Source organism: Anabaena sp. 90 (assembly GCF_000312705.1).
Classification (GTDB): Bacteria; Cyanobacteriota; Cyanobacteriia; order Cyanobacteriales; family Nostocaceae; genus Dolichospermum; species Dolichospermum lemmermannii.
The window spans coordinates 1,267,894-1,289,418 of sequence record NC_019427.1 but is presented as its reverse complement, the minus strand read 5'-3'; the positions used below and the strand labels follow the sequence as shown (position 1 = coordinate 1,289,418).

Annotated in this window: 21 protein-coding genes; 8 read left to right on the top strand and 13 right to left on the bottom strand. The window is 37.4% G+C overall.

Annotated features, from left to right (window positions below; translation table 11 throughout):
- The first annotated feature begins 89 nt into the window (after positions 1-89).
- On the top strand, positions 90-2,747 hold the full coding sequence (locus ANA_RS05645; protein WP_015079095.1) for a pentapeptide repeat-containing protein: 2,658 nt from the start codon (positions 90-92) through the stop codon (positions 2,745-2,747).
- Positions 2,748-2,912: 165 nt separating this feature from the next.
- Here the strand turns inward: ANA_RS05645 and ANA_RS05640 are convergent, their stop codons facing one another.
- Positions 2,913-4,220 carry an aminopeptidase P N-terminal domain-containing protein gene (locus ANA_RS05640; RefSeq protein WP_015079094.1) on the bottom strand — a complete coding sequence of 436 codons (1,308 nt, stop codon included), beginning with the start codon at positions 4,218-4,220 and terminating at the stop codon, positions 2,913-2,915.
- Positions 4,221-4,595: 375 nt separating this feature from the next.
- Here ANA_RS05640 and ANA_RS05635 point away from each other — a divergent pair, with 375 nt between their 5' ends.
- Positions 4,596-5,837, top strand: a complete 1,242-nt coding sequence (locus tag ANA_RS05635; protein ID WP_015079093.1) for an FG-GAP repeat domain-containing protein — start codon at positions 4,596-4,598, stop codon at positions 5,835-5,837.
- Positions 5,838-5,958: 121 nt separating this feature from the next.
- Here the strand turns inward: ANA_RS05635 and ANA_RS05630 are convergent, their stop codons facing one another.
- From ANA_RS05630 to ANA_RS05600, 9 genes are all read right to left on the bottom strand, one after another.
- The gene (locus tag ANA_RS05630; RefSeq protein ID WP_015079092.1) at positions 5,959-6,726 is read right to left on the bottom strand and encodes an MBL fold metallo-hydrolase; all 768 of its coding nucleotides are present in this window, start codon (positions 6,724-6,726) and stop codon (positions 5,959-5,961) included.
- 13 nt (positions 6,727-6,739) lie between these two features.
- The gene (locus tag ANA_RS05625; protein ID WP_015079091.1) at positions 6,740-7,327 is read right to left on the bottom strand and encodes an anthranilate synthase component II; all 588 of its coding nucleotides are present in this window, start codon (positions 7,325-7,327) and stop codon (positions 6,740-6,742) included.
- Positions 7,328-7,401: 74 nt separating this feature from the next.
- Entirely contained in the window at positions 7,402-7,857 is a 456-nt protein-coding gene (locus ANA_RS05620) for a diacylglycerol kinase family protein (protein ID WP_015079090.1), read from the bottom strand.
- A gap of 82 nt (positions 7,858-7,939) precedes the next feature.
- Positions 7,940-8,362 carry a four helix bundle protein gene (locus ANA_RS05615; protein ID WP_015079089.1) on the bottom strand — a complete coding sequence of 141 codons (423 nt, stop codon included), beginning with the start codon at positions 8,360-8,362 and terminating at the stop codon, positions 7,940-7,942.
- 25 nt (positions 8,363-8,387) lie between these two features.
- On the bottom strand, positions 8,388-8,531 hold the full coding sequence (locus ANA_RS25655) for a hypothetical protein (protein WP_200863843.1): 144 nt from the start codon (positions 8,529-8,531) through the stop codon (positions 8,388-8,390).
- A gap of 86 nt (positions 8,532-8,617) precedes the next feature.
- Complete coding sequence (gene ybeY / locus ANA_RS05610; RefSeq protein ID WP_015079088.1) at positions 8,618-9,118, bottom strand: rRNA maturation RNase YbeY; 501 nt, start codon at positions 9,116-9,118, stop codon at positions 8,618-8,620.
- Between the two features lie 13 nt (positions 9,119-9,131).
- Positions 9,132-9,287, bottom strand: a complete 156-nt coding sequence (locus ANA_RS24190; protein WP_015079087.1) for a DUF3285 domain-containing protein — start codon at positions 9,285-9,287, stop codon at positions 9,132-9,134.
- 151 nt (positions 9,288-9,438) lie between these two features.
- A protein-coding gene (prfB, locus tag ANA_RS05605; protein ID WP_148279026.1) for a peptide chain release factor 2 occupies positions 9,439-10,552 on the bottom strand; the annotation gives its coding sequence in 2 pieces (ribosomal slippage) (positions 9,439-10,479 and positions 10,481-10,552; 1,113 coding nt in all).
- A gap of 119 nt (positions 10,553-10,671) precedes the next feature.
- Positions 10,672-12,741: a serine/threonine-protein kinase gene (locus tag ANA_RS05600; protein ID WP_015079085.1), complete on the bottom strand. Its 2,070-nt coding sequence runs from the start codon at positions 12,739-12,741 to the stop codon at positions 10,672-10,674.
- 119 nt (positions 12,742-12,860) lie between these two features.
- Between ANA_RS05600 and ANA_RS05595 the strand changes: the two genes are divergently transcribed.
- The 6 genes from ANA_RS05595 (at position 12,861) to ANA_RS05570 (ending at position 18,926) form a co-directional block, all read left to right on the top strand.
- Positions 12,861-13,562 (top strand): rhomboid family intramembrane serine protease, encoded by a 702-nt coding sequence (locus tag ANA_RS05595; RefSeq protein ID WP_015079084.1) that lies wholly within the window; start codon positions 12,861-12,863, stop codon positions 13,560-13,562.
- A gap of 180 nt (positions 13,563-13,742) precedes the next feature.
- The gene (thrB, locus tag ANA_RS05590) at positions 13,743-14,657 is read left to right on the top strand and encodes a homoserine kinase (RefSeq protein ID WP_015079083.1); all 915 of its coding nucleotides are present in this window, start codon (positions 13,743-13,745) and stop codon (positions 14,655-14,657) included.
- Between the two features lie 225 nt (positions 14,658-14,882).
- Positions 14,883-15,332 (top strand): DUF29 domain-containing protein, encoded by a 450-nt coding sequence (locus ANA_RS05585; RefSeq protein WP_015079082.1) that lies wholly within the window; start codon positions 14,883-14,885, stop codon positions 15,330-15,332.
- Between the two features lie 191 nt (positions 15,333-15,523).
- On the top strand, positions 15,524-16,441 hold the full coding sequence (locus ANA_RS05580; RefSeq protein ID WP_015079081.1) for a GIY-YIG nuclease family protein: 918 nt from the start codon (positions 15,524-15,526) through the stop codon (positions 16,439-16,441).
- Positions 16,442-16,553: 112 nt separating this feature from the next.
- Positions 16,554-17,063 (top strand): hypothetical protein, encoded by a 510-nt coding sequence (locus ANA_RS05575; RefSeq protein ID WP_041458267.1) that lies wholly within the window; start codon positions 16,554-16,556, stop codon positions 17,061-17,063.
- A gap of 258 nt (positions 17,064-17,321) precedes the next feature.
- Positions 17,322-18,926, top strand: a complete 1,605-nt coding sequence (locus ANA_RS05570; protein ID WP_015079079.1) for an NAD(P)H-quinone oxidoreductase subunit 4 — start codon at positions 17,322-17,324, stop codon at positions 18,924-18,926.
- An 86-nt stretch (positions 18,927-19,012) separates the two neighbouring features.
- On the opposite strand, the gene ANA_RS05565 is transcribed toward ANA_RS05570, so the two are convergent.
- From ANA_RS05565 to ANA_RS24185, 3 genes are all read right to left on the bottom strand, one after another.
- Positions 19,013-19,381 (bottom strand): 2TM domain-containing protein, encoded by a 369-nt coding sequence (locus ANA_RS05565; protein WP_015079078.1) that lies wholly within the window; start codon positions 19,379-19,381, stop codon positions 19,013-19,015.
- Between the two features lie 453 nt (positions 19,382-19,834).
- The gene (locus ANA_RS05560; protein ID WP_015079077.1) at positions 19,835-20,923 is read right to left on the bottom strand and encodes an AI-2E family transporter; all 1,089 of its coding nucleotides are present in this window, start codon (positions 20,921-20,923) and stop codon (positions 19,835-19,837) included.
- 88 nt (positions 20,924-21,011) lie between these two features.
- Positions 21,012-21,203, bottom strand: a complete 192-nt coding sequence (locus ANA_RS24185) for a hypothetical protein (protein ID WP_083881432.1) — start codon at positions 21,201-21,203, stop codon at positions 21,012-21,014.
- Positions 21,204-21,525: the final 322 nt, after the last annotated feature.

Genomic DNA, 21,525 nt, shown 5'->3' with positions numbered 1-21,525 from the left:
TATGTTGTGTAAGTGCGTAACGTTATAGGTTAAAATATGGGTGTTTATATGCCTGAAATTTAAGTATTACGATAAACACACCAATATCTATGAATAACAGACCTGGAATTGGAATTATTCTCAAAAAACCCGTTGCGCTGGGACAAAGAGAGATTAATGTGAATTGGCGGGATTTTGGGGTGGGAATAATCAAGGTTGGGGCAAATGCGTTGACTGGTAACATTGGTAATGTACCAGAAAATTTTGTTGATATTGGTGCGGCTATTGGAGTAGCACAAGAACCGGGAGAAATTGCTTGGTTGTTAGTCTCTTCGGCTTTAACACAGGCAATGGTGAATCTCATAGGAGATAATCAAGATTTACTACAGGAAGCAAGTCAGGGGAAAGAAGTAAAAGAGGATAAACTGCGGGAAATTTTGGAACAGCTTTTCAATCAGTGTTTAGAAAAACTAGAAACTGAAGAAATTCCTATTTATCAAGATTTTTTTGAATGTCCCCAAAATTTTGCCGTTGTTGCAGAAATTAAAACCCCTTTTGCTGAGTGGCTACAAGCAGAATTTAATCTAAATCCAGCACCAGCAGAAACAATTAGTAATCGCTTGCCTAATGAATTTTTGTATGCTGTATATTCAGAATTTGATCAACATTCTGATAAGTATGCCAAGTTGCAAACAGCATTAGATAATCCTTTTAGTAAAGCTGTTGAAAAAGAAGCTAAAAAGGAACTTTCATGGCGGCGTTATTCGGCATGGCTGCAAAAACAAGTAGAAGAAAGAATGTTTGATGAAGCATTTGGACTGAAACAGGTTTATGTTCCTCTCAGGGCTTTTTATGAGGAGAAAATAGAAAGCGATGATGATGATTTTGGTGTCTCTAATAGAAGATATCAATCAGTAGAGAAGAATGTGAAGCGGTATGTGGTTAATTTACAAGATGAACTACAAACCTGGTTAGATAAAGCTGATAAAACTGATGCTATGCGGGTGATTAGTGGTGGACCAGGTAGCGGTAAATCTTCCTTTGCCAAAATGTTGGCAGCGACATTGGCAGAAACAGGAAAAATACCAGTTTTATTTATTCCTTTGCATTTGTTTAATCCAGAGGCTGATGTAGTTGAGGCAATTGGTAAATTTATTGAATCAATGCGCGATATGCCTTTGCCAGCTAATCCTTTGAAACGAGAAAATGAAGTTGATAAATTATTGATTATTTTTGATGGGTTGGATGAATTGGCAATGCAGGGGGAAATGGCGGAAAGAGTTGCCCAAAAGTTTATTAGTGAAGTGAGAAGATTGGTTGATTTATCTAATCAGAGTAAAACTCATTTATTAGCTTTAATTGGTGGACGAGAAATAGTAGTTCAAAGAAATGAAAGTGAATTTCGTAAATTTAAGCAGATTCTTCATATTTTACCTTATTTTGTAGATCAAGAAGAAATAGAAAACAGGAATTTTATTGATGATAATAAGTTATTACAAATAGACCAAAGGCAGATTTGGTGGGAATATTATGGGAAAGCTAAGGGTTGTGGTTATGGTAAATTACCAGATGAGTTAGATAGAGGGAATTTAAGAGAAATTACTGCTCAACCTTTGCTGAATTATCTTGTGGCTTTAAGCTATGAAAAGAATACTGTTAAATTCACAGAAAACAGCAATCTCAATGAAATTTATGCAGATTTAATTAGCAAAGTTTATCAACGAGTTTGGGGAAAGAATCACAATCCCCAAATTCAGGGAGTGAAAGAACAAGATTTTGTTCGCATTTTAGAAAGTATTGCCATTGCGGCTTGGCATGGTGGAGATATTAGAGTTACAACTTTATCTGAAATTGAAAAATATTGTGATAACAAGATTATAGACAGGATTTTAAATATTTTTAACCAAGATAAAAAAGCTAGTTTTACTCGGTTGTTAACTGCTTTTTATTTTCGGCAACATGGAGTTAAAAACCGGGAAGAGACTTTTGAATTTACACATAAGAGTTTTGGGGAATATTTAGCAGCTAAAGGTATTGTTCGGCAATTGAAGCTGATACATCAACAGTTACAACAAAATCAAGAAGATTCTGATTTAGGCTGGGACGAAAAACAAGCGTTAGAAAATTGGGCGAAAATCTGCGGTTTGACGGCAATGGATGAATATATTTTTAAGTTTATTGTTGATGAAATTCGTTGGCAAAAAGATAATTATAATGTTGATATTGGTGCATGGCAGCAGACGATGTGTGACTTGATTAGCTATATGTTAAAACATGGTATGCCAATGGAAAGATTAGCAATTAGCACTTTTCAAGAAGCAAATTGTCAAGCCAGGAATGGGGAGGAAGCATTGTTAGCGGTTTTGAATGCTTGTGCTAGGGTGACAGAGAAAGTTTCCCAAATTAAATGGCATTCTTCAGAGAAAGAATATTTTACAGATTTTGGTAATTGGATTTCTCGCTTGCGTGGACAAAGAGTTAATTATGATGATCTACTTTGTTTAAATTGTTTAAGTTTTTTAGATTTGCAGAACTGTATTCTCATTTATCAAGATTTTTATAAGGCGAAACTTCTAGGGGCGAATCTTCAAGGGGCGAAACTTCAAGGGGCGAATCTTCAAGGGGCGAAACTTCTAGGGGCGAATCTTCAAGGGGCGAATCTTCAAGGGGCGAATCTTCAAGGGGCGAATGTTACAGGAACAATACTTGAAGGTCAAGATTTAGATGCCTTAACTCAGGAACGCAAATTTAATAACCTGCAATTCTGACTTAACCTGAAATGGTGCGTTACGCTGTCGCTAACACACCCTACTTTTGCACTTTATTTAATTCACATTCCTCAGAATGTAGATGAAGATGTCGATTGGTTCACGTCTTGCACCTTCTCAATCATGATTGGGTGGGCATTGCCCACCCTACAAAATACTTTGCCACTATTTTTCTAAATCCTTGATTTCCTTGGGAACTCCCGCTGTTAAAACCTCATTTCCTTCTTCAGTAACTAATACGTCATCTTCAATGCGAATCCCAATTCCTACCCAACGGGGGTCAATTTCCGGTTGGTCTTCGGCGGGTTTGGTATCCGGTACAATATAAAGTCCTGGTTCTATGGTTAACACTTGTCCAGGTTGTAAGGTTTGGGGGTTTTCTCCATCTTGATACATTCCGACATCATGGACATCTAAGCCTAACCAATGACTGGTGCGGTGCATATAAAAGAGTTTATATTTTTCTTCTGCGATTAATTTATCAATTTCTCCTTTGAGTAAACCCAGTTCGACTAATCCTTCTGTTAAGATTCGCACCGCTGCATTATGAGGTGCATGGAAGGAATTACCCGGTTTTACTTCTGCTATTGCTTGTTTTTGTGCTGCTAATACTATTTCATATAATGCTTTTTGTTCGGGTGTGAATTTACCACTAACGGGAAATGTTCGGGTAATATCAGAGTTGTAATAACCATAAGCGCAACCAGCATCAATCAAAAGTAAATCATTGGCTTGCATTTGACAGTTGTTTTCGATGTAATGCAGTACGCAAGCATTTGTACCTGATGCGACAATGGAAGGATAAGCTGGTCCCATTCCCCCCCGCAACCGGAAAATATGTTCTATTTCGGCTTGGATTTCATATTCATAACGTCCTGGTGCGGTGGTTTGCAAAGCATAATTATGAGCTTCTACGGCAATTTCTACAGCTTGACGCATTAAATCTAATTCTGTTTTACTTTTATATAGCCTCATATTGTTGAGGACAGTACCAGGATCTGTGATAGAAGTTGGTCCTGTACCGCGTTTGGGATAGGTTCGCAGTAAGTTTTGATAATGTTGGAGAATTTTGTCGTTGAAATTGCGATCGCGTCCTAAATGATAATAGATACAATTGGCTTTTTCTAAATATTGGGGTAACTTTTCATCTAACTCCGCAATGGGGTAAGCTACATCTGCACCATAAAATTCCTTAGCTGCGTCTATTCCACAACGATAACCACTCCAAACTTCCTTTTCTCGGTCTTTGGGTTGGACAAATAAGATAAACCGATGTTCTGGATGATGTGGCGCTAATACTGCGACTGCTTGGGCTTCGTTAAAGCCAGTTAAGTAAAAGAAATCACTATCTTGACGATAAATATACTCGACATCGTTGTGCATTACTGCGGTTGGCGCACTTCTAAAAATCGCTGTACCGCTGCCTATTTTCGCCATTAACTGCTCACGACGTTGCCGATATTCTGTTTGCATAGTTGATTTATTGATAGTGTTGTTTTTGGCTTTAACAATTATAGACTACTGATAAATGTTGTCAGGAAAATTGTTAATTTTAGTTATTTTAACCAATTTTTAATTTCCTTGACAATCCATGAGGACTTTTAGGGATGAGATTGTCAACAAAACAGGATTTCATTTTTAAATGATGACATTGATAAACAGAATATAAAATATTTTTTGATTGTTTAGATATGACTTTAAAAATTAAAAGTTAGTGTTGATGAACATTATGAAAATGTCTATAAATAATGACATTAAATCAAAATAATTAAACAAATGTTTGTTATTTACAGAATCTTCATATAAATCAAATTAAAAATAGATGTTAATAACTCATAAAAACAAGTCATGCCTGATCAATTATCTTTAGATACAAGAAATTACGGTTTACAAGCTCAAAATAAAATCGAGCAAGCATCACCTCTTGAAGATTTAAATACTTCATCTTTTAGCGTTAGAAGTTCTTCTGTTTCTGCATTAGCCGATCCATTAGTTCCAACAAATCCATTACCTACATTGCCAATTGGAGGCAGTGCTAACCCCAATCCTAATCCTTATTTAACTAGTGCAGCCCTTGTTCCTGATTTTAATGGTGATGGTAAAACAGATAAACTTTGGGTAAATGCTCAAACTGGTGAAATTTTAGTTCGCTTGATGAACGGAACACAAGTTTTAGAACAAGCTTCTTTGGGTAAATATGACTTAAATACCTGGGACTATAAAACTGCTGATTTTAATAGCGATAATAAGACTGATTTCTTATTACGCAATAAAGCAACTGGTGAAAATGTAATTGTGCTAATGGATGGCGCAAAAGTCTCTAGTTTCCTAGCTTTAGATCGAGTTGATCCAGGTTTTACTGCTAGTATTGGCGATTTCAATGGCGATCGCAAAACTGACATTTTCTGGAATAATGCCACTACTGGTGAAAATGCTATTTGGCAAATGGATGGAACAACAGTAGTTAGTGCAACTGTTTTAGAAACTACAGCACCAGGATTGACTGCAACCATTGTTGATTTTGATGGTAATGGTAAGAGTGACATCTTCTGGCGCAATCCTACCACAGGTGCAAATACCGCTTGGTTTATGGATGGCAGCCAAGCCACCAAGTATGATCTTCAATCTCAAGATGCTTCTTGGACTTCTACTCTTGGTGATTTTAACGGCGACTTCAAAACTGATGTTTTATGGCGCAATACCGCTACAGGCGAGAATAAGATTTGGACAATGAATGGCGTTTTTGTGACTGAAGGTGTTGTTAGCACATTGGGTACAGATTGGAGTGCGAGAATTGGCGATTTCAATGGCGATGGTAAAACTGACATCTTCTGGCACAATGCGGCTAGTGGGGCAAATACAGCTTGGTTGATGGATGGTACAGCGGTCAGTTCTGAAGCTTTCCTACCTAGCAATACTCCTGGTTTGACAGCATCTTTAGGTGATTTCAATGGTGATGGTAAGACTGATATTTACTGGAGAGATCAACAAACATCCGCAGATAAAATCTGGACTATGAATGGAACTTTAGCAACTGAAACTCCTGTTTCTGATGCAGATAAGCTGACTCCAGAATGGTATACAGGTTGATTTGGTAATTGGTAATTGGTCTATTATCAATTTACTAAGACTTTCTGAATTTATATTCAGCGATCGCTTTCCTAGAAATCAAAGATAGCGATCGCTTTTTAGTAGCGGGTTAGAATTGATATCAAAACTTATAAGTCAAAACCTGAATTTCCGTATTTTCCGGCAAACTCTTAGAATTAATCGCTACAGAATCATTATTACTCCGGCGAACATTAACACCCTGCATCAAAGTCAGAAAATCATCTACTGGGGTAATATCACACTCTTTAGCATCAGCGGCTTGAGTGCGGTAATGGGTGGGAATGACTAACTTAGGATTTAATACTGCAATAGCGTCCTTTGCTTCTTGGGCATTGTAAGCTTTATCACTGCCTCCCACGGGAATAAATAACACATCAGGACGACCCATGAGAATTTTTTGTTCTAGGGTAATTGGTGCAGCAGAACCCCCTAAGTGCAGCAGATTAATTCCACCTTGGTTCAATTTCCAAGCTATATTTTTCCCAAATTGTTGTCCATTTTTACGATCATGGTCTGTGGTAATTCCCTGAAACTTAACGCCGCGAAACTCATAAACACCGGGCTGATAAACTAATTTAGGATTTCCTGGTATTTTGTCTATTGCCCCTTCATCTAACAATTGACTACTAATTAATACCAAATCTGATGCAACCTTTGGGGGACGATATTTAGCTGTACAGCCCAAATTACTAAAGGGATTGATGAGAATTTTGACATTACCATTGGTTAATAAAAAGCAAGTATGTCCTAACCACTGAATTGATACACCACTAGATTGAGCATTTACTGGAACTGGATCAACCAAATTAGTCACTACAGCCGTCACTAAACCCGCCCCAGCGTAGCCTATCAATTGTCGTCGTTTCATAAAAATACTCGCTTTACAAAGTTCGCAGAAAATTTCTCAGTAATTCCTTACCCAAAGCAGTTAGGACACTCTCCGGATGAAATTGGACTCCTTGAATGTGAGGATAGTTCCGGTGTCTCACGCCCATAATTGTGCCATCTTCTACCCAAGCCGTAATTTCCAATACTTCTGGGCAAGTTTCGCGCTCAATAACTAAACTATGATATCTGGTAGCGGTTAAAGGATTTTCTAAACCTTGAAAAATTCCTATGCCTGTGTGCGATACCAAAGAGGTTTTTCCGTGCATCAATTCTGGGGCGGAAACAATTTTACCTCCGAAAACCTGACCAATACTTTGATGTCCTAAGCACACGCCTAGAATTGGGAGTTTATCTCCTAATTGGGCGATCGCATTCAGGGAAACTCCCGCATCATCTGGACGACCAGGACCTGGTGAAATCACCACTGCATCGGGGTTTAATGTCCTAATCTCATCTATAGTAATCTTATCGTTTCGCACCACTTGCAGGTCATTAGCAACTGGGAAATCTACTGCTAATTCTCCCAGATATTGTACTAAGTTATACGTAAAGCTATCGTAATTATCAATGACTAATATCACAATTTTTACCTAATTTCATTTAAAAATATCAAAGATGTTCCCTGAAAACGTCTCTACTATTCACAATCTACCATTTAGAAAGTAGACAGAATTAATGTTGCTAAAGGAGGCAATATTAGTGTAGAGGCAATCAATAATGCGACTAAAGCTGAGACAAGTACAGCACCAGCAGCGCAGTCTTTAGCAACTTTTGCCAACTCATGATAAGACTGTTTTACCGTTAAATCTACAATTGACTCAATAGCAGTATTGACTAACTCTAAGGTTAAAACTAAACCGCTGGTAACAGCAATTATGGATACTTTCACTGTCTCTAACCGTAAAAATACACTTAAACCAATCGCTAAAGCGCAGACGGCTACATGAATCCGAAAATTCCGTTGAGTCTGAAAAGCGTAAGTAATTCCAGCCCAAGCATACTTAAAACTAACAAATAAATTAGAGGCAATTTGCCAGGAAAGTTCCCTATCTTTGGACACAAGCGTTGGTAAGCTATTATTGGTTGGTGATGACGAAACTTTTGGGGACATAGACAAAAGAATGTAGGGGATGTGGGGGATGTGGGGGAGTTGGGGATGTGGGGGAGTTGGGGAAGATTAATATTTACGGTGTTTATTTATGGTTTTTATGATTCATTAACCAGCGTGATGGGTTATTGATCATAGTCACTAAACCAGATAAAACTTGATTATAATTACCATAAAGTTTACGTCCTGTTTCAATATCTAAATAATTACACTTAACTGTAAATTCTATCCATGTTTGAGTTTCAGCAGATTCAGCCTCACAATCATTTAATTTAGCAACAAAAGCAGCCTCATAACGACGTTTCCGCCAAGCTTCTGCCATATTCGCACAAACAGAACGAGAAGAACGACGAATTTGATCTGTTAGAGAATATCTTTCTTCAACAGGAAATTTTTTTGATAACTCAAAAATTTTCATTGCTGCTTCAAAAGCAATTTGATAAATTCCCAAATCTCTATGAAATTTAACCATTGATATTGAGTTTGATTCGTCTAAGTTACCAATCATCTTCTTTCTCACCTCCTTTACTCTTTTACTCTTCACTCCCTACTCCCTCTACCTCCCCTACTCCCTCTACCTCCCCTACTCCCTCTACCTCCCCTACTCCCTCTACCTCCCCTACTCCCTCTACCTCCCCTACTCCCTCTACCTCCCCTACTCCCTCTACCTCCCCCACCTAGATCAACTGTGAGGGCATTGTAGGCTATTTTAAATATCTCAACTATAAAGTTATTACCAAAATTCGCAATTGTCACCATACATTTACGACTCTAAGTTAATAATAATACCTATTTTCTTCAGTAATACAACTTGTTCGGTTAACATTTCCATCAAACTCTCTTCGTCAGGATGATCCCAACCTAACAAGTGTAGTAAACCATGCGCCGTTAACCAAGCCAACTCTGTAGATAAGCTATGTTCCTGCTGTTCTGCCTGACGTTGTGCCGTGTCTATAGAGACAATTATATCACCTAAATACAAAGGCATAGAAACCAGCATTTCTTCGCTTTGTGGTAAATCGGCTTCTAGAGATGCAAAGGCTAAGACATCTGTGGGTTTATCCTGTTGACGATATTGGCAATTGAGAGTTTGAATTTCTGTATCGGTTGTCAACCGCAAACTGACTTCGTAACTAGGTGCAGTTGGTAAATAATCTTCAAGAATTTCTAACCATTGCTCAAACCAATTTTCCCAAGTTGCGGAAGGAATTGGGGAAGAGTCATCAAAGCAATTTTCTAAATATAACTCTACCTGTAGAGACACGAGTTTTCCTCTCTTAGCGGGTAAGATATGCTAAACCCACGAGGACAGATAATAGTCCTACAGCAGTTAAGGCAAAGTGTTTGAGGGAAGTGCCGCCTTTTCTGACCATGTTTCGCATGGCGAGTTTGACATAGCTGGGTTGAGGTTCTGTGGCAGGAGATTTGTCCATAATTCATTGATTATCATTTCTTTTATCACTGTAACCGATTGTGGAGGAATGGGAGTTACACTTCTTAATTTTGTTTCGCGCAAAGACGCAAAGGAGCAAAGACGCAAAGGAAGAAAGGAAGAAAGGAGAAAATTTCTCCCTTCATTTTTGATTATGCGTCAACTATCTGGTTTTCTTGTCTGAGATAAGCCTGAATGAACATATCAAGTTCTCCATTCATGACATCGGTAATGGCTGTGGTTTCGATGTTTGTCCGCAGGTCTTTCACCATTTGGTAAGGATGAAATACATAGTTACGGATTTGATTACCCCAGGAAGCTTCGACCATATCACCGCGAATTTCGGCAATTTCTTGGGCGCGTTGTTCTTTGGCAATGATTAACAGTTTGGCTTTGAGACGGGCGAGCGCTTTTTCTTTGTTTTGTAGTTGGGAACGTTCTTCTGTACACCGGACTGCTAGACCGGTGGGGAGGTGAACTATGCGGACTGCGGTTTCTACTTTGTTGACGTTTTGCCCACCTTTACCGCCAGAACGGGTGGTGCTAATATCTAAATCTTTCTCTGGTATGTCTAATTTGACGGTGTTATCTATTTGCGGCATGACTTCGATGCCGGCAAAGCTGGTTTGCCGTTTGCCGTTAGCGTTGAAGGGGGAAATTCTCACGAGACGGTGAGTCCCCATTTCGGAACGCAAGTAACCATAGGCATAGCGTCCGGTGATTTCTAGGGTGACTGATTTGATTCCCGCTTCTTCACCTTTTGATTCTTCGGCTAGGGTGACTTTATAACTATGATCTTCTGCCCACCGGGTATACATCCGCATGAGCATAAATGCCCAGTCTTGTGCGTCTGTGCCACCAGCACCGGCGTTAATTGTCAGGACTGCGCCTTTATCGTCGTAAGTGCCGGAAAGGAGTTGTTGTAGTTCCCATTGGTCTAGGTCATGATTGAGTTTGCTAATGGTAGATTCCGCTTCTTCCAATAGTGCTGTGTCGGTTTCTAGTTCTAATAACTCAACTACTACTCTGGTATCGTCTAAGTTGGCGTGCCATTTGTAATATTGATCTAAATGGGATTTTAGATCATTGAGTTCTTGCAGGGTGTTTTGTGCCTGGGTTTGGTCTTCCCAAAATTCTGTTTGGGCGGATATTTGTTCTAAGTCGTGAATTTTGGCTTTGAGTGCGGGTACGTCAAAGATAGTCCTGGGTTTTACCCAGGCGGCTAGACAATGTTTCGATTTCGCGTTTTAGTTCTAATACGTCCATAAGTGGTGTTGCTGATTAATTAAGATAATTTTTTTCAGGCTTCGCCCCGCTTCGCTAACACGCAGAGGCGCAAAGAGAAGGAGTTTTCGGAATGGAATCATTTTATCCGAAATCAGGGATCAGAAGTTGATGGGGAATTTTGGAGTATTTTGGGCTTTTGTGCGAGCTTGTATGGCTTGTTGGTAGTCTGGTTTATATTCTATGGCTTTGTCGTAGGAGGCGATCGCTTGTTGGTATTGTTGCAAATTTAACCAAGCGTTGCCTTTACTGTACCAACTTTCATAATGATTGGGTTTATAACGGGTGGCTTTATTATAGGAGGCGATCGCTTCTTGATATTTTTGTAAGTTATATTGTGTATTCCCTAAATTATACCATACTAAATAATCATTGCTTTTTAAACTAATAGCTTTTTTGTAAGATTCTATTGCTTCTCCATAGCGTTTAACTTGATGTAATGCCCAACCTCGATTATACCAAGCTTGATATTGTTGAGGATTGGTTTTAATTACTTGGGTAAAGGAATCAATTGCTTCTGAGTATCTGCGTAATGTCATTAATATATTACTTCTTGATAACCAAGCTGCGGAGTTATTTTGATTATACTGCACGGCTTGATCATAAGCTTGTAAAGCAAATTCATAACGATTTAAATTAACCAAGCAATTACCTAAATTGTACCAAGCTGATTCATGATCAGGTTTTAATTCTACAGTTTTTTTATAAGCTGTAATTGCTTCTTCATATTGTTTAAGATTTTGGAATGCTAATCCTTTTTTGTACCATAATTCAGGATTATCAGCTTGGAAATTAATTGCTTGTTCATAAGCTTTAATTGCATCATTATATTGGCTGATTTTTATAAAAATATCACCTTTAAGTTGCCAAATTTGGGGGTCATCATTTTTTAGTTGTAAAGCTTTATCTACAGTGGCAATTGCTTCTGAATAACGTTTGAGTCTGACTAAAACAAAACCTCGATTAGTCCAAGCTTCTAAATAATTGGGTTGAATTTGAATGGCTTGATCATAAGCTATTAAAGATTCTTGATATTTCTTTAATTGAAATAATGCTTTACCTTGTCCATATAAAGCTTGAGGATAATCAGGTTTGATATCTATGGCTTTTTCGTAAGTTGCTAAAGCTTCTTGATAGCGTTGTAATTGAATGAGAGTATTACCCTGATTATATAATTCTATAGCATTTTTATTATTCAGGCGATTGAGCATAAATATTGCGCCGAAACTACTAATACCCAATCCAAATATTCCTAATAGCAATTTCCAAAATATCCCTTTTGTCTTTTGGGGATTTTTTACTTGATTTGGTAAAGTAGCAGGGGAAATAATTATTGTTCCCGATGTATTTTTATTTAATTCTTGCAAAGCTTGTAATGCTATTGTTGCTGAAGCATAACGTTGGCGAAAATCATAACAGATCATTTGATTTAAAAATTGGGCAAATTCTGGAGATACAGTGGCGAAATTTTGCCAAATAATTTCATTAGTTTCAACATCTTTCTCTAATTGATCTGGTGATAATCCTGTTAAAGCTTGAATAGCAATAATTCCCAAAGCATAGATATCACTGCTAAATTTTGGTGTTCCTTGTGCTTGTTCTCCAGGAGTATAACCGGGTGTACCAATAGCAACAGTAGATTTGGTAATGTCTGGAGAATTTACTAATTTTGTCGTAATTTGTTTGACTGCACCAAAATCAATTAAAATTAATTTATTATCTTGTTCTCGTCTGAGAATATTCCGAGGATTGACATCACGATGAATTACCTTTTGTTGATGGACAAAGTCCAAAATTTCTAAAATTTCTTGTAATAAAGACATTACCTGATTTTGAGTAAAGATGACACCAGATTTTAATTCTTGACTGAGATCATTACCAATAATTAGTTCCTGAACCAGATAAAATTCGGCATTTTCTTCAAAGTAGGCTAAAAGTTGCGGAATGCGATCATGATTTCCTAATTTATATAAAACTTGGGCTTCTGTGTCAAATAACCTCCGAGCTATTTCTAAAGTGGTAATATCAGTAGATTGAGGTTTGAGTTTCTTGACTACACACTGGGGTGAGCCTGGCAATTGAGTATCATTAGCAACATAAGTTTCACCAAATCCGCCACCTCCCAGGTAATTGGTGATTTGGTATCTGCCTACAAGGGTGTTTCCTAGCATTTCCTGAGCCTATTTGAATATTGTGTTACATTATGATAATCTTGCCACACAAAAATGAGGAGATGGAAAAAAATATTAATTAGTAGTTAAAAATTAGTAATTCAAATGTTAAAATTAAGATGATTCCTATAGATGATAATATTCGCAGTTGGCAAAAGCCTATTATTAATTATTGGTTGATTGGCATTAATGTAGTCATATTTCTCTGGGAAATAAAATTAGAGTGGAGTAATGAATTAGGAAATCTAATTAATAATTGGGGAATTATTCCATCTCAAATAAATATCTCGATTGCTAACGCTTTTTTTTACAATTCTGCGGCTTGGGTAATTGTATTTTGGCGGCTACTTTCTTTACCTGTATCCCTGTTTCTCCATGGCAGTTTTAGCCAAATCTTAGGAAATATGCTGTTTCTGTGGGTATTTGGAAAAACGGTGGAAAGTATTTTAGGACATAAACAATATTTACTACTTTATTTAACTGCTGGCTTTTTTTCTGGTATAGTCCAAATTATTTTATCCTCCGATTTAACAATACCAATTATCGGTGCTAATGGAGCTATTGCATCTATTTTAGGTGCATATCTGATCAAGTTTCCCCAGGCAAAAATATATTCGGTTTTGACTTTATTGGTTTTGTATATCCCTGTGGAAGTTCCAGCTATTTTATATTTATTTTGGTGGTTTATCCAGCAGTCATTTTATGGCATAGGGAGTTTAAATATGACGGGTGGTAGTTCCTTCTCTAGTGTGAGTTATTGGGGACAATTTGCGGCTTTAGTGACGGGTGCGGCTTTTATGAAAATTAGACAAAGACTTTAGGTTATTGTGATTTTTATGTGAAGCTGCACAGAATCATCCAATCCATCAATTCATCCGAATTTATCTGCGTTTATTTGCGTTCATCTGCGTTTAATAATTCTTGATATCTTATTCCATATCTTAATTTGGTATAAGGAAGTAAAATGGGGTAGTTCATATTGGAATTTTAAATTAACTTCAATGTCTGTAGTTTCTAGCATTACTGTTAAAGTTCCCGCGACGACGGCGAATTTGGGTCCAGGGTTTGATTGTATAGGTGCAGCTTTAAAGCTGTATAACGAATTTAAGTTTACTATTGTTGATGCAGGTGAGTTAATTATTCAAGTTTCTGGTTCGGAAGCCGCAAAGGTACAAACTGATGAGAGTAATCTTTTATATCAGGCGTTTGTCAAATTATACCAATATATAGAAAAAACACCACCAGCGGTGAAAATAGAAATTAACTTGGGTGTACCTTTAGCGCGAGGTTTGGGTAGTTCTGCGACTGCTATTGTCGGGGGGTTAGTTGCTGCCAATGAGTTGGCTGGTTCACCGTTGTCTGAGTTACAGATGATGGAATTAGCGATCGCCATGGAAGGACATCCTGATAATGTAGTACCAGCGTTATTAGGTGGTTGTCGTCTGGCTGCTACCAGCAAAAAAGGTTGGGAAATTTGTGATATTCTCTGGCATCGAGATATAGTTGCAGTCGTAGCAATTCCTGATTTTGAGTTATCAACCTCAGAAGCGCGAAAAGTTGTCCCCACAGAAGTCAGTCGTGCTGATGCAATTTTCAATATTTCTCATTTGGGTTTATTGTTGCGCGGTTTAGCAACTAATCGAGAAGAATGGTTAATAGCCGCCTTGCAAGATAAATTACATCAACCTTATCGCCAAGCTTTAATTCCTGGTTATGATACTGTGAATGCGGCTGCTGTGGCTGCTGGTGCTTATGGCATGGTAATTAGTGGTGCAGGCCCCACACTTTTGGCTTTAGTAGATATAAGTTATGCCAAATCCGTAGAAACAGCAATGGCAAATGCCTGGACTGCAATGGGTCTGAACTCAGTTGTGCGATCGCTTACCCTGGATCGGCAAGGGGCGGTTATTTTGTAATAGATAATTACAAATGCAGCAACACCAAACATCTATAGCAATCCTATTTGAGTTGAGAACGTATCGGTGATAACGTAGTGTGACTTAAGTCATGGGAAGGGAACAGAAGTGTTCCCCTACTTTAAACATTTCATTTTGTTGATTAACATTAAATTATCGAGTCCGATGCACCTTACAATATATATTGATTGTATGTGTAATTTATAAATAACAAAAGGTGAAGTTATGACAGTTATTACTAATTTGCAGCAGATCTATGAAATAGATGACCATTTATGGTTATTAGAAACTATTAAATTATTAAAACAAAGTCGTTTTGATGAGTTAGATTTAGAAAATTTAATTGAGGAGTTGGAATCATTGGCAAAAAGAGATAAGCATCAAGTTAAAAGCCTACTAGAACAAGTAATTAGACATCTTTTATTATTGCAGTTTTGGACACAAGAATATGACAGAAATAAAAATTATTGGCGTTCAGAAATTAGAAGTTTTCGAGTACAGTTAAAAGATAGATTAACATCTAATTTATATAATTATTTGAATTCTATTTTTACAACTATTTATGAGGACGCTTTGGGTTATGTTCAAGAAAAAACAGGTTTTACTGTAAATTTTCCCGCAGAATGTCCTTATTCTTTGGAGGAAGTTCTTGATATTCATTATTTACCTAATTGATTAAGTCATTGTTTGTGTGATGTCTATGGAGTGTGAAGCGATTGTCACACACAACTAATTGACAAGTAATTAATGTATAAAATATCATTAGAGCGGATAAAACCGTGATATTATTAGATGCAATAGTGCCAGCACTTCGTAAGAATCGCTTATCGCTTAATTCAACTGTTTAGCTTTTTCGAGTAAATCTTATGTATACAAGTAAATATGGAAAAACAATAAAACTTTTCTTGATGGATTCAGATCCAGATGGAAGAATAGCCTGTGAACTATCTAATTGGACAGGAAAAGCTTACAGAATTCCTAGAGGCAAAGTAAAAGATTGCTCTGACAGAGAAGACCTTAGAAGCACTACAGTTTACTTATTGTTTGGAAAACCTGAGACATTGACTGATAAGGCTAAAGTATACATTGGTGAGGCTGAAAATGCTTATTCTAGACTTGTTGACCATGTATCAAAAAAAGAATTTTGGAATGAAGCAGTCGTATTTATTAGTAAGGATGATAACCTTAATAAAGCACATATAAAATACCTGGAGTCCAGATTGTTTGAAATGGCGAATATGGCATCTAGATATGATGTACAAAACAGCAATACTCCAACAAAAAGTTCTATTTCTGAATCTGACAAAGCAGAAATGGAAGAGTTTATTGAGTATATCAAAATTCTCATAAATACGATGGGCTTTAAAGTTTTTGATCCTCTTATAAAGCAAGAGCCAGTCAATAACAATGATGATGAGAACCTATACATAAATGCAGCTAGTGGTGCTAACGCAAAAGGTAAAAGAACATCAGATGGATTTGTTGTTTTTCGTAACTCTGAGATTGCGACTGAAACGGTAGAGTCTTATCGTGAAAGAGGACTTGACAAACTAAGGAATGAACTTATCAAGAATGAAATTATTGTTCAAGTAGATGACAAACTTGTTTTTAAATCCGATTGGTTGTTTAGTAGCCCATCAGCAGCAGCAAATGTAATAATGGGGCGTAGTGCAAACGGATTGAAGGAATGGATTCTTCCGGCAAAAAGTTACATGAAATTGAGAAGCAAGAAATATCAAAAGCTAACAAACAAATTCAGCCAACAACTTAATGCGATCGCGTAGCACTGCTGCAAGCAGAGTGCTGTTCTTGCCGTGACTATTTTGATTGTCAAGCGATCGCCCAGAAGAAGTAACAGCTTTTTCACTTACCCCCAATCATCATATATATATGGATATGGAAAAAATCCAGTCAGAAATAGCAGCACTGAAATCTCAAATTCAAGCACTCCAACAAGAACGCGCTGCACTGACTAATCATCATGTAACGCCGGAAAATGATTCACCCCTAGCCATAGTGGAAGCTTACCGTCGTCAAGCTAGGGAAAACGTTCAATTGTCCGCCGAACTTAAAGGCATAGACGATGCCTTATATTACCTAGAAAAGCAAATACAACAAAAGAAAGCCCATCTCAATAGATATTTACCTATGTCTATTCGCATATCCCAACAGCAAGAACAGCTAGAAGAAGCCAAAAAAATTGCTCAAATTCATGCTGAACGAGTTAATGAACTAGCTTGGGAACTAGCAAAGGAAATTAAACTCCTCAAAACCTGTGCTGATGAACTTAGTCCCATGTATTGGCAAGTTTACTACAAACCTTTCATTACAGGCTTTAAGACCATTTCTGTCCCTTTCGTAAGATCAGATGGAGAAGTGTGGATGATTGTCAACCGTATTGTCTAAGAAACAGAGATAACTTTGATAAAAATTTAATTTATCCTCAAGCTGTTCACTATAACTAAAGACAGCGATATTAGTCGCTGTTTTTTTGTTGACGTTGCAAAAATTTACATTTAGAATGGACTCGCGGCATAATTTAGTAAGTATTTATGACTATCTGTCCTCCAAATTGGAAATCTTCATAAGAAATCGTTTACAGACGTAACGATTCCTTAATATAATGTAAACAAAAGCAAAACCAAAAACATATTGTCAACAGTGATGAATGCCATAGAAATTCCTTGGTTATCAGCCATAATCTTCCTGCCTTTAGTGGCAGCCCTCGCAATTCCCATCATTCCCGATAAAGAGGGTAAAACCGTCCGCTGGTACGGCTTGGGAGTGGCACTATTAGACTTTGCATTCATGACTTTTGCCCTGTGGCAGAGTTACGACTTTCAAAGTTCAGCCCTGCAAATGACAGAAAGCTATCCTTGGATACCCCAACTTGGCTTGAACTGGTCGCTAGGCATTGATGGTTTATCAATGCCCCTGATACTTCTAACGGGCTTCATTAACACACTCGCAGTATTCGCGGCTTGGAAAGTAACCACCAAGCCGCGTTTATTTTATGCGTTGATGTTGATTATGTACAGCGCTCAGTTAGGTGTATTCCTCTCCCAGGACTTGTTAATGTTCTTCTTGATGTGGGAAGTAGAGTTAGTACCCGTTTACTTGCTAATTGCCATCTGGGGAGGCGCAAACCGCCGTTATGCAGCTACCAAATTTATTATCTATACCGCCGCAGCCTCTATATTTATACTGGTAGCTGGTTTTGCAATGGCTTTCTATGGTGATAACTTCACCTTCAACATGACCGAATTGGGAATGAAAGAATATCCCAAAGCTTTAGAACTAGCACTATATGCAGGTTTCTTAATCGCTTACGGTGTCAAACTACCAATTTTCCCGTTACATACATGGTTGCCTGATGCTCATGGTGAAGCATCTGCACCCGGTTCAATGATTTTAGCCGGTGTCTTGTTAAAGATGGGTGGTTATGCCCTAATTCGCTTCAACGTAGAAATGTTAACTGATGCTCATGTTGCCTTTGCGCCAGTTTTAGCGATTTTAGGTGTAGTTAATATTGTTTACGGCGCTTGTTGTGCCTTTGCTCAAACCAATCTCAAACGCCGTTTGGCCTACTCTTCAATTGCCCACATGGGGTTTGTGTTAATTGGCATTGCATCTTATACAGAAATCGGGATTAGCGGTGCTGTATTACAAATGGTTTCTCACGGTTTAATTGCTGCTAGTTTATTCTTCCTTTCTGGTGTAACTTACGAACGTACCCACACCTTAGTAATGGATAAAATGGGCGGTATAGCTAAAGTAATGCCCAGAACTTTCGCTCTCTTTACTATAGGTTCAATGGCTTCTCTGGCTTTACCCGGTATGAGTGGTTTTGTCGGTGAATTGATGGTGTTCTTAGGTTTTGCTACTAGCGATGTTTACAGTTCCAGCTTCAAAATTGTAGTCATCTTTCTATCAGCAGTTGGCGTGATTTTGACACCCATTTATTTACTTTCCATGTTGCGTCAAGTTTTCTACGGTAATCAACATCAAGACCTACATTTAGATGCTGTAGTTCTTGATATTAAGCCTCGTGAATTGTTTATCACCGCTTGCTTGTTAATTCCCATCATTGGTATTGGTTTTTATCCTAAGATGATCACACAAGCTTATGATGTGAAAACAGTGGAAGTTGCGGCTCATGCTCGTCAAGTCTTACCAATTGTTGCTCGTCAACAACCTACAAATTTGTATTCGCAAATTTTCACCGCACCAACATTAGCTAATTCTGAAATAGTGAATATAGTTGAGTAATTATCAAGCCCAAAAAGACGCTGTAGTAAATCTTAAATTAAAAGGGGATAAGATCCCCGAATTCTTCAAGAATTCGGGGATCTCTTTTAGGTATTACTGATATAAACCTTGATTCCATGCAATAATAAACCTAATCCCCATCCTAATATGGGATAAATTGCCCAAAAATATCCAGGACTTACCACCAGATTTAACAGCACCAAAAAACCATTAATTGCCAGAAAAGCAAATAGGTGTGATTTGAATCCTTTCCGTTGTTGACTATTAGACATTTGCTCTTGTTTCACTTCTATATTATTTTTTAACCATTCTTGTTCCGCAGCTTGTAGCGACTCTGAAGAAACACCTAATTCTGAGGCTATTTCTATAATTTGTTCTCTTGTATATTCTCCCTGTTGCTTTCGTCTAAAAGCTACTTCAAGAATCTGCTGCATTTCCTCTGAGTTGTAAGTCATTATCAATACCTAAAATGGTAAAAAATACTTTTGAGAGTTACTTTTGAAACGGTAGCTACACAATCATTAAAAATATACAGCACTTCCCGGTGTTATGAGGTACATATCTAGCGGGCAAGATGCCCGCACTACAAGAGTTTCATGATTCAACTTTGTACCTCATAAGAGCGGAAACCGCTGTATGTGCCTACAAATTGCGTAGAAACACATTTTATATCTGAAAAATAATTGATGTCGTAATTAACAGCACAAATATAGATGAAATTAAAATTAAAAAATAAATCATTCCTTAGAGGGTGTTTTTTAAGCTATTTCTGAGAAAAAATGAAGTTTATAATACTACAATTATAATTTTATTTATACTTTTAATAAGTATAAAATATTCAAAAATTGAAAATCTGATCAGAAGTAACTGTATTTATGAATTTATTTATACAAAAGTACCCTCCTAAACTATTCCACTTCATCATTGATATCTGAATACTTCTCCACTATCACTAATTCGGTATTATCTTCTGCATAATTACCCCATTTATCTAACACGTCTTTAACCAATATTTCTTGCACCCAAATTCTGACAACAACCGTTAAAGGAAGTGCTAAAAATAATCCTAAAAATCCAAAAAATGTCACAAAAAATAACTGAGAAATTAAAGTAACTGCTGGTAGTAAAGATACTTGATGTGCCATAACTACAGGTGTGATAAAATTGCTCTCAGCCTGTTGAATAAAAAAGTAGAGAACAAAAACAGCAACAGCTTTCCAGGGATTATCTAAAAGAGCGATCGCCATTGCCGGTACTACACTCATAGTCGGACCCAAATTAGGAATTAAATTCATAAATCCGGCTAACACACCCAAAGCCAATGCAGCCTTCACCCTTAAAATTGATAAACCCACCAAACTCATCAACCCAACTACAAAAACACCAATAGAAGCACCAGTCACCCATCCCTCTAAAGAAACTTCGCACTGTTCTACAATTCCCACCACCCGTCGCCGATAAAAAGAGGGAAATATGCGAACAAATACTTTTTGATAAGCATCAGGATTAACTAAAAACATTCCTGTTAACACCAGGACTAATAAAATTTTGAGAACAACTTCTAAAGATCCAGAAACAAAAGCAAAAGAATTACCTAATAGGCGATTAAATAGTGGTTGAGCTTGTTCAATTAAACTATTCAGATCCGGTATATAAGGTAATAATTGTGCAGGAATATGAGTTCTTTGGACATCAATCCAACTATTAAAACGCCCAAATCCTTGGGGAACTCGATAAGTAAGTTCATGAAATTGCTGGACAAAAGGTGGGACAATTAACCAGAAAAAACAGACAACACCCGCAAAGAAAATCCCTACAGCTAATAAAACTGATAATCCTCGTTTTATTCCTAAACTTTGAAAGCGTCGCGCGAGACGATTTAAAGTCGTCGCTAAAACAACAGCAGCAAATATTAGTAGCAGAACGTCCCTAAGTTGCCACAATATATATAAAGATATAACTAAAGCAATTAAGCCTATCCATTGACCAAGATTCACAAGCAAGACTCCCAGCTTGGTAAAATGCTTTTTGATGACAATGCAGTTAGATTAGCTGATTTTAGCAACATTACCTATATTTTTTTGATTAATTTTGCTTTTGTCTTGGTATTCGCCACAGGAGAACAGTGGCCATAATTATAGTTGGTGATAAAATCATAATCAGCACATTTGTCACCGTTGCTGGAATCCCTAAAAACGGACAAGCATATTTAATTAATACTGATAGCAAAGTCGAAAATAATAGCAGCTTCAGCAAAAATCCCAGTTGATTTTCCATAACAGTGCGGGGAACACATAATTCTATAGGGTATATACCAAATAATAACTGAAAATAATAAATCTTTATCTCGTTCCTAGTCTCTGACTAGGAATGCAGTTGATGAGGCTCTGCCTCCATCTTATCTCATTGAAGGCAGAGCCTTATCTTATTCATTCCCAGTCAGAGACCTGGGAACGAGATATACGAGATAAAAAATATTGTGTTGTCGTAGGGGTTTAGCAATGCTAAACCCTTACCAATTTTGCATGAAGGATCTTGATAAATACTTAATAAATGTTTAAAAATAAAGGGTAATGTTTACAGGATGATAAAGTATAAT

Excerpts from the sequence above, each read along its gene's own strand:
- ANA_RS05645 (WP_015079095.1), top strand. The coding sequence starts at position 90 with ATGAATAACAGACCTGGAATTGGAATTATTCTCAAAAAACCCGTTGCG.
- ANA_RS05640 (WP_015079094.1), bottom strand. The coding sequence starts at position 4,220 with ATGCAAACAGAATATCGGCAACGTCGTGAGCAGTTAATGGCGAAAATA.
- ANA_RS05635 (WP_015079093.1), top strand. The coding sequence starts at position 4,596 with ATGCCTGATCAATTATCTTTAGATACAAGAAATTACGGTTTACAAGCT.
- ANA_RS05630 (WP_015079092.1), bottom strand. The coding sequence starts at position 6,726 with ATGAAACGACGACAATTGATAGGCTACGCTGGGGCGGGTTTAGTGACG.
- ANA_RS05620 (WP_015079090.1), bottom strand. The coding sequence starts at position 7,857 with ATGTCCCCAAAAGTTTCGTCATCACCAACCAATAATAGCTTACCAACG.
- ANA_RS05615 (WP_015079089.1), bottom strand. The coding sequence starts at position 8,362 with ATGATTGGTAACTTAGACGAATCAAACTCAATATCAATGGTTAAATTT.
- ANA_RS24190 (WP_015079087.1), bottom strand. The coding sequence starts at position 9,287 with ATGGACAAATCTCCTGCCACAGAACCTCAACCCAGCTATGTCAAACTC.
- ANA_RS05600 (WP_015079085.1), bottom strand. The coding sequence starts at position 12,741 with ATGCTAGGAAACACCCTTGTAGGCAGATACCAAATCACCAATTACCTG.
- ANA_RS05595 (WP_015079084.1), top strand. The coding sequence starts at position 12,861 with ATGATTCCTATAGATGATAATATTCGCAGTTGGCAAAAGCCTATTATT.
- thrB (WP_015079083.1), top strand. The coding sequence starts at position 13,743 with ATGTCTGTAGTTTCTAGCATTACTGTTAAAGTTCCCGCGACGACGGCG.
- ANA_RS05585 (WP_015079082.1), top strand. The coding sequence starts at position 14,883 with ATGACAGTTATTACTAATTTGCAGCAGATCTATGAAATAGATGACCAT.
- ANA_RS05580 (WP_015079081.1), top strand. The coding sequence starts at position 15,524 with ATGTATACAAGTAAATATGGAAAAACAATAAAACTTTTCTTGATGGAT.
- ANA_RS05575 (WP_041458267.1), top strand. The coding sequence starts at position 16,554 with ATGGAAAAAATCCAGTCAGAAATAGCAGCACTGAAATCTCAAATTCAA.
- ANA_RS05570 (WP_015079079.1), top strand. The coding sequence starts at position 17,322 with ATGAATGCCATAGAAATTCCTTGGTTATCAGCCATAATCTTCCTGCCT.
- ANA_RS05565 (WP_015079078.1), bottom strand. The coding sequence starts at position 19,381 with ATGACTTACAACTCAGAGGAAATGCAGCAGATTCTTGAAGTAGCTTTT.
- ANA_RS24185 (WP_083881432.1), bottom strand. The coding sequence starts at position 21,203 with ATGGAAAATCAACTGGGATTTTTGCTGAAGCTGCTATTATTTTCGACT.